General features: G+C 55.0%; 4 protein-coding genes and 1 pseudogene. All 5 read left to right on the top strand.

The window, feature by feature from the left end; translation table 11 throughout:
* Positions 1–443: 443 nt before the first annotated feature.
* The 5 genes and pseudogenes from AC58P7_RS32995 to AC58P7_RS33015 all read left to right on the top strand — a co-directional run bounded on the left by AC58P7_RS32995 (position 444) and on the right by AC58P7_RS33015 (position 7,814).
* Positions 444–1,546: pseudogene (locus tag AC58P7_RS32995) on the top strand (oxalate decarboxylase family bicupin).
* A gap of 324 nt (positions 1,547–1,870) precedes the next feature.
* Entirely contained in the window at positions 1,871–2,152 is a 282-nt protein-coding gene (locus AC58P7_RS33000) for a hypothetical protein (RefSeq protein ID WP_497350305.1), read from the top strand.
* Positions 2,153–2,324: 172 nt separating this feature from the next.
* Positions 2,325–4,253, top strand: coding sequence for a putative thiazole-containing bacteriocin maturation protein (locus AC58P7_RS33005; protein WP_497350302.1), 1,929 nt, complete (start codon positions 2,325–2,327; stop codon positions 4,251–4,253).
* Entirely contained in the window at positions 4,250–6,193 is a 1,944-nt protein-coding gene (locus AC58P7_RS33010; protein ID WP_497350303.1) for a TOMM precursor leader peptide-binding protein, read from the top strand. The genes AC58P7_RS33005 and AC58P7_RS33010 overlap by 4 nt, the downstream gene beginning before the upstream one ends.
* A 67-nt stretch (positions 6,194–6,260) precedes the next feature.
* Positions 6,261–7,814 carry a SagB family peptide dehydrogenase gene (locus tag AC58P7_RS33015; protein WP_497350304.1) on the top strand — a complete coding sequence of 518 codons (1,554 nt, stop codon included), beginning with the start codon at positions 6,261–6,263 and terminating at the stop codon, positions 7,812–7,814.
* The last annotated feature ends 286 nt before the right edge of the window (positions 7,815–8,100 follow it).

Genomic DNA, 8,100 nt, shown 5'->3' on the forward strand with positions numbered 1-8,100 from the left:
AAGAAAGCACGGAGGACCGAGTTACTGCCCGATAAGGGCTCAGACCCGTCAGCTAAACGTTATCGGTCTCCACGCCTTGGTCAGGTGTAACGCAGGAATGTAAGGGCAAAGCCCCGTAGAGTCATGGGATGGTGAACCCCAAGGTATGTGTGGAGTGAACGTGCAGAAGAATACCCTTTGGAGAAATGTTCCAACACTTCTTCTGTTCCCGTATGCCCAAAATTGGGATAGCTACGTCTGATGAGCGCTCTCATGAACAACATCTGCAAACCAAGGTGTTAAAATCCTGCGAATGAGTGAGTATATGTGAGATAAACCCTTAAAACCGAGGGACGGGCAGTTTACTACTAAAAACAAGGACATATTTCCAAATATACGGAAATATTCCACAACCGATAAGAAATGATGGTGCCGGTTGGTTGGATTTAGGACCACGGGACGTTATGCGAGACCTTGAGAACCCTAACATGCTGGTTTCGCCTGTCACCGACGCTGGGTCGTTGCCTAATATGAAGTTCTCTTTCTCTGACACCCATATGTAGTTAAATCACGGCGGCTGGTCGAGGGAAGTAACGGTTAGAGAGTTGCCGATTGCGACCACGATTGCGGGGGTGAATATGGCTCTGACTCCGGGTGGTGTGCGCGAGTTACATTGGCACCAGCAAGCGGAATGGGCTATAGTTCTTGTGGGGCGAGCGCGCATTACATCAGTTGACCAGAACGGTAGGAATTTTATTGCTGACGTAGGCGTGGGCGACCTATGGTATTTCCCTCCCGGAATTCCTCATTCTATTCAAGGGTTGAAAGAAGGTTGCGAGTTTTTACTGGTCTTCCCTGACGGTAATTTCTCTGACCTTAATACTTTATCTATCTCCGATTGGTTCGCACATACGCCAAAGGACGTACTATCGGCGAATTTTGGTGTTCCAACAAGCGCTTTTACACATATCCCGAAACAACAACGATACATTTTTCAAGCAAACGTTCCCGGTGCACTCGAAAGCCAACATGTACCAGACCCATACGGTACGCTACCAAAAACCTTTACACATAGACTACTTGTACAAGAGCCGATTGTAATTCCAGGAGGGACCGTTCGAATAGTGGATTCAACCAATTTTCCTATTTCGACTCAAATTGCCGCATCGTTATTGGAAATCAAACCAGGTGCAATGAGAGAAATGCATTGGCATCCAAACAATGACGAATGGCAATATTATATCTCAGGTACGGCTCGAATGACGGTTTTGGCACCCAATGGTACGGCTCGTACATTCGATTATCGTGCTGGGGATGTAGGATATGTACCATTTGCATTTGGTCACTATATTCAGAATACTGGTAATCAAAGCGTGTGGGTTTTGGAGATGTTTAAGAGTGACCGTTTTGAAGATATTTCACTGAATCAGTGGATGGCGCTTACACCTCATCAATTAGTGCAACAGAACCTAAATGTCGGACCAGAATTAATGAACGCTTTGCATAAGGAAAAACAATTTATAGTAAAAATCCGGGATTCTCGTATTACCCAAGAACTGGTAGATAAATTACATCAACATTGGTTTTTATAAAACATTTGGAGATCTCATTTTATGCCTCTTTTTTTAGTCTTAAACCATTTTGCCTTATCTCCCCAATAGGGAAAGAACGTCGGCCCTCAGAGGTTATCTGGGGGCCGACGTTTTTGCGTATCCGGACTTTTTGTGACAGACGCCTAAAAAATGGGCCTATGACTCAGTAACAAACGCGGAGCGTCGACCATAAGTTGGTATCATGTTGAGATGAAAAAAAGTTACTGGAGGTTTATCACATGACCAATATTCAAAATGAGCTTCAACAGTTGGGTGTTTCGCAGTTCCAGGCAACCGAAATGACGCCTTGGGAGCAGCAGGCTCAGTATCTTGCCGGCCAGTATCCGAATGGCCAAGTGCCGGTGGATACGTCGCGTCTTTGCGTCGGACTTTGCGCCGGCGTTTGCGCCGGCGTTTGTGCCGGATTTTGCGCAGGATTTTGCGGCGCGTTTTGCGCCGGAGTTTGTGGTGGGTTTTGTGGCGGCTTCTGCGGCGGCGTTCGCTGCCATAACTGCGCGGGCTTCTGCCACCAATGCGCAGGCAACTGCCACCAATGCGGTGGCGGACACCGCTGCCGCTGACGCCTTCGTCTTCTCTTACGGATTGCAGTAAACCGATCGCCCCTGCACGGCGCTGTGCGGGGGCGATTTTCTATCCCTTAAGAGATCTGACATGAGGGACAAATAGTAGTACATATGATATAGAACGAAGATTGCAAATTGGAGAACAGCATTTACGGCTAGGAGGGCTGAGATGTCAAAGTTGACCTCGTCTGCGCGCCTTCAGGTAAAGGCGGATACATTTTTTTTGCCGGTTCAGAATGACGGCGTTTATTTCCGAAACAACGTTGGTACGTTTCATATGAAAGGTGAGATGATTGACCGATGGCTGGAAAAGCTCATCCCCATGTTCAACGGGGAGCGCACACTGGCGGAATTGACGGACGGGCTATCCGGCCCGTACCGGGACCGGGTGTACGAAATCGCGGAAGTGCTGAGGGGAAAAGGCTTTGCGCGCGATGTGAGCCAGGATCGCGCGCACGTTCTCTCGGAGCAAACGGTCCGCAGGTATGCAGGGCAAATCGCTTATCTCAACAGCTTAGGCGATTCCGGCGCTTACCGGTTTCAGTGTTACCGGCAGGCTGAGGTGCTCGCTGTCGGCTCCGGCCAGATCTTTTCCGCGCTTGTGTCGTCGCTGCTTGAGTCGGGCCTGCCCCGGTTCCGCGTTCTGATTACGGATTCGCTGCCGACGGATCGGCGTCGGCTTACGGCTTTGGCGGAGCACGCTCGCTTGACGGACCCCGAGGTTGCAATCGGGGAAGCTGTACTTCCGAACAAGGGTGCCGACGGTTGGAGGGAAGCGGTACGGCCGTTCCAAACGGTCCTCTATGTGTCTGAGCAGGGCGATAGCGAGGAGCTGCGGCTTCTTCATAAGGCATGCCAAGCGGAACGCAAAACGCTACTTCCCGCCGTGCGACTGCATCAGGCCGGCATCGCGGGCCCGCTCGTGCAGCCGGAGAGAGCGGTCTGTTGGGAATCGGCATGGCGGCGCATCCACGAGTCCGAAGTATTCAAAGATCCGGAGAGGTTTGCCTTCTCCTCAACGGGGGGGGCGCTGCTCGCGAATGTAATTGTTTTCGAGCTGTTCAAGAATGTGACGGGCGCCGCCGAGCCAGAGCTGAGAAACTCACTGTATCTGCTTGATTTGGAGACATTGGAAGGAAGCTGGCACCCATTACTTCCGCATCCGCTTGCTGCCGGCAAAGTCAATGCCGCAGCCAACTGGGTGGATGACGCGGAGCTTCGGCTCGAGGAAGAGCCGGAAGGCGGCGCAGTGAACGGTTTGTTTCCGTACTTCAGCAAGTTGACTTCGGACCGAACGGGAATTTTCCATAGCTGGGAGGAAGGGGACCTTGGCCAGCTGCCCTTGTCACAGTGCCGCGTTCAGGCAGCCGATCCGCTGTCGGAAGGGCCAGCCGGTCTGCTACCGGTCATCGTTTGCTCGGGATTGACGCACGGGGAGGCGCGGCGTGAAGCAGGGCTGACTGGGCTTGAGGCGTATGTGTCGCGGCTTGCGGGGGTTCTCGTTAACACCGAGCAGTTTATCGGAGTCGGCATCGGGGAGACGGCCGCAGAAGGCGCGGCTCGCGGACTGCAGGCTTGTTTGACGAAGCATTTGGAGGCACGGCTGACAGACCGGAAGCCGTCTATCGTTCGGGTTCGGCTCGGTCAGATTGACGACGAGCCATGCTTATTTTATTTAGAGGCTCTGACCACGATGCGGGGCACACCGACGATCGGGCTTGGAGAGGAAGTATGCGGGTTACCCGTCATATGGGCAGGCACGGAGGATGGATGGTTCGCAGCCACCGGTTTAACCGTGACAACGGCGCTGCGCAGGGCGCTGCAGGCGTCGCTGATGAAGGCGCAAAACGGGTCCGCATGCCACGTGCCGCTTGCCGTGGAGGTGAGGACCATGGTGCTTGGATCGGGCGCCCCACTGGAGCTGACCGTCCCCGCCGAGGAGTCGGAGTCGAAGCTGGATGGGGTCAGGGATGCGATGAGGAAGCTGAAAATGAGCGGCCGAGAAGTTTTCATCATCGATTTGGCGGTGGAGCCGTTTTTGCGTGATGGTCCTGCTGCTGTCTTCGGCGTGCTGCTGGGAGAGGGGGAAGCCGGATGAGCGCGGTCGTAGCCGTTGTCGGAGAAGGAGTGCTGGCAGAGCTGGTGTGTGGGGAGCTGATCTCCGAGTGCCGAATCGTTCGTTTGACCGATATCAGGGAGGGGTTGCCGGAAGATGTGGAATTTGCCCTGGTGCTGAACGATGCCTGGCATCCAGCCGTTCACCATGAGGCGGAAGCGGAGCTGCAGGCTGCTGGCATTCCGTGGCTTCGCGGTTTCGTCGCCTTCGGTGAAGGCGTTATCGGTCCGCTCGTCAGGCCAGGCCAGTCTGGATGCTCTAGGTGCGCCGATACCCGGCAGCTTATAGCGGGGCGCGACCGCAGGGAAATGTGGGGGCTGCAGCAGCGTTTGACGGAGATCGGGGGTATCCCATCTGACCCATGGGCATCGCGAACGGGACTGTTGCAGATGGCGCATCTGATTACGGCGGAATCGCGGAACGCGCTGCGGCGCATCCGCTCCCGCACGGAAGAGCGTGTGGTTTTGGTCAACCTGAAGACGTTGAATTGCTCCAGCCATTTCTTCCTACCGGACCCGTTATGTCCCATATGTGGACGTCTGCCCGAAGATTCGCGGGATGCTGCCCGGATATCGCTCAAGCCGTCCCCGAAAGTCGGAGAAAACATCTACCGCAGCCGATCGCTCCAAGAGTTGAGAGCTTTTCTGGCTCGGGACTATCTCGATTACAAGATCGGATTTCTGAACGGAAAAATGCTGGATCTGATTTCGCCCTTGGCCGATGCGACCGTGAATCTTCCGATGTTAGAGCAGGACGAGGTGACGGCGGGCCGGACGAACTGCTATGCGGATAGCGAGCTGTCGGCTATTCTGGAGGGCTTGGAGCGTTATTGCGGCATGGCGCCGCGCGGCAAGCGGCCGGTTGTTCGCGGCAGCTACCGGCAACTGGCGGGGGAAGCGCTCGATCCCGTGACGGTCGGGCTGTATGCGAAGGAGCAGTATGAGCTGCCTGAATTTCCTTTTAGGCCGTTCGATCCTGATGCCGAGACCGATTGGGTCTGGGGGTACTCGTTTGCGCAAGGACGCCCGATTTTGGTGCCGCAGTGGCTTGCGTATTACAGCTCTCCCTGTCGGCAAGGCTTCGTGTACGAGACATCCAACGGCTGCGCCCTGGGCGGAAGCTTGGAGGAAGCGATCATGTACGGGATGCTGGAGGTCGTGGAGCGCGATTCGTTCTTGCTGACATGGTACGCAAAGCTGCCGCTTCCCCGTATAGACCCACAATCCGCCGGAGACCGCGACCTGAAGCTCATGGTGGACCGGCTGCGGGCCGTTGCCGGTTTTGACGTGCTCTTGTTTAACGCGACGATGGAAAATGGCATTCCCAGCATTTGGGCGGTGGCGAAAAATAGAAAGCCTAATGGAGTGAATCTTATTTGTGCAGCCGGAGCGCACCCGGATCCGGTACGGGCAGCGAAAGGGGCGGTTCACGAGCTGTCGGGGATGATGCTTACACTAGACCATAAATTCGAGGCGAACCGGGAGGACTATGTGCGGATGTTCCACAATCCTTCGCTGGTTCGGGGCATGGAGGACCATTCCATGCTGTACAGCCTGCCGGAGGCGGAGCCGAGGCTGCGCTTTTTGCTGGAGGAAAACCGGCCGATGCGAGCATTCGCTCAAGAATTTGGGCCCACTCCGAAGCACCAGGATTTGACCGAAGACCTGAAGGCGATGATCGGTAAGTTCCTCCGGCTGCATTTGGACGTGATCGTGGTTGACCAGTCGACACCGGAACTGAGGCGTAACGGGCTGCACTGCGTGAAAGTGCTAATGCCCGGCATGCTACCGATGACGTTCGGCTACCATTTTACCCGGTTGGCGGGACTGGATAGGGCGCTTCAAGTGCCGACCGAGCTCGGGTACACGGAGCGGCCTTTGCGTCCGGAGGAGCTCAATGCTCATCCGCATCCATTCCCATAAATGAGCTGGGCCGATATCGCCTAATGCCAAATCGCGGTATCACTATAGGCCGATTGGGGGAAAAAGAATGAGTCTGGATGCGTTTATTCACCAGCTTCATGCCGACGGCAACGAGAGCGGGCTACCCGGCTGGGAGGTCGATTGGGACGATGCGCCGCTTGCCTATAAGCTATATCGCGGCCTGCCGACTCTTCCGCTGTCCTCGGATATCCCGATGACGCTAGAAGCGCGGGCAAAGGCTGTTGAACCGAGCCTGAATGACATCAGCCATTTTCTCTGGTATGTCTACGGGCTGACGCAAGTAAGCTATTCTCTTGCGGTTCCGATGGGGACGTACCGCAGATTCGTTCCTTCCGGCGGAGGGCGGTACCCGAATGAATTGTACGTATATCTCCGCACGGAAGCTGGTGCTCCCGGACTTTACCATTACGATGCAGCGCATCACCGCCTGGTGCTGCTGCGCGAAGGCGATTACGATTCGTACTTGGCCCGGGCTCTCGGCAACCGCTGTGAACTATCTGCATGCTTCGGCGTTGTCTATGTATCGACGATGGGTTGGAAAAATGCTTTCAAATACAACACCTTTGCTTATCGTCTGCATGGGCTTGATTCAGGCGTGCTGCTAGGGCAGCTGCAGGAAGCTGCGAAACGGTTCGGTTATGCATCAAGAGTGCATTTCCGGTTTCTAGACCGAGCCGTGGGCCATCTGCTCGGGCTATCCGGCTCAGAGGAGAACGTTTATGCGGTTATGCCTCTTTCGGTGCAGCGCGACATCGCTTGGATCGATGATGCCGGCGGTACGCCGATGCAAGTCGCAGCGGATGAGCTGATCAGCGAGCTTCCGGCTGTTCAGCATGATTATTTCGTGCGTTCGAGATCCGTTAAGGAGATTCCGCAGCTGACTCTGATGAACGAAGCGGCGGCGCTTGATACGCTGTCGCCGTTTCGCCGTTTCGAGCCCGTCAATCGAGCGGAAAGCGGACTTCAGACTGTCTATTTACCAACGGTGAAGCGGCTGAACTTCGATCTGGCGGCGACCAGCCGAGCACGGTATTCGCCCGAAAACGATTTCGTCTTGAGCCGTGTAACAGCGCAGCAGCTAGCCGCCCTGCTGCAAGAAGCTACGGCCTCCTTCGCGTATCGCAACGATTTGGACGGCGTGGGGGAGGCTCCTCCGCTTCGTGTCGCGTTATACGGGTGTTTCTATAACGTCGAAGGCGTACCGGACGGTGCTTATCGCTATGACGCAGCCGCCCACGCGCTCCGGTGCGAGCTTGCCGGTGATCATCGGCTCCGGCTGCAGCAGGGGATGACCCTGCACAACGTCAATTTGTTTCAAGTACCGATCTGTCTGCACATCGCCGGTTATGAAGATCACCTGATTCCCCAATTGGGGTATAGAGGATACCGCATCCAGCAGATGGAAGCCGGCATGCTGTTACAGCGTCTGCTGCTGGCGGCGTCCGCTCTCGGCATGGGCGGGCGTCCGCTGCTTGGCTTTCAGGCCGGATCGTGCGACGAGCTATACCGGATGTCCATGCATGGACGAATCAGCCTCATCCAAATCCCGATCGGTCGCTACCTTCCCCGTCCCCGGCTGGAGGGAGGTTTGCACAGCTAGTTTATACTGGATATCGCCGAGATGCGGATACGGGAAAAGTTGTTTTCACTATCCACTCAATACATGTGGAGTGTTGTTCTAAGGATGGTAAAAAACTAGAAGTAACGGTGTCATGCCCTCCAAAGTTAAGGAGGGCTTTTTCTTATGTTGATTGCAGGTCTGGAGTCTGTTGAGCTAAACATTCCTGTTAGTGCTAAGAAATGGACTTTGAAAGAAAATGAGCGCCTCGGTATGATGGTTTTATCAACGGGTTTAACCCAACATCATCAAGGAGGCGCTCTTATTA

This window comes from Paenibacillus sp. J22FR5, assembly GCF_059691975.1.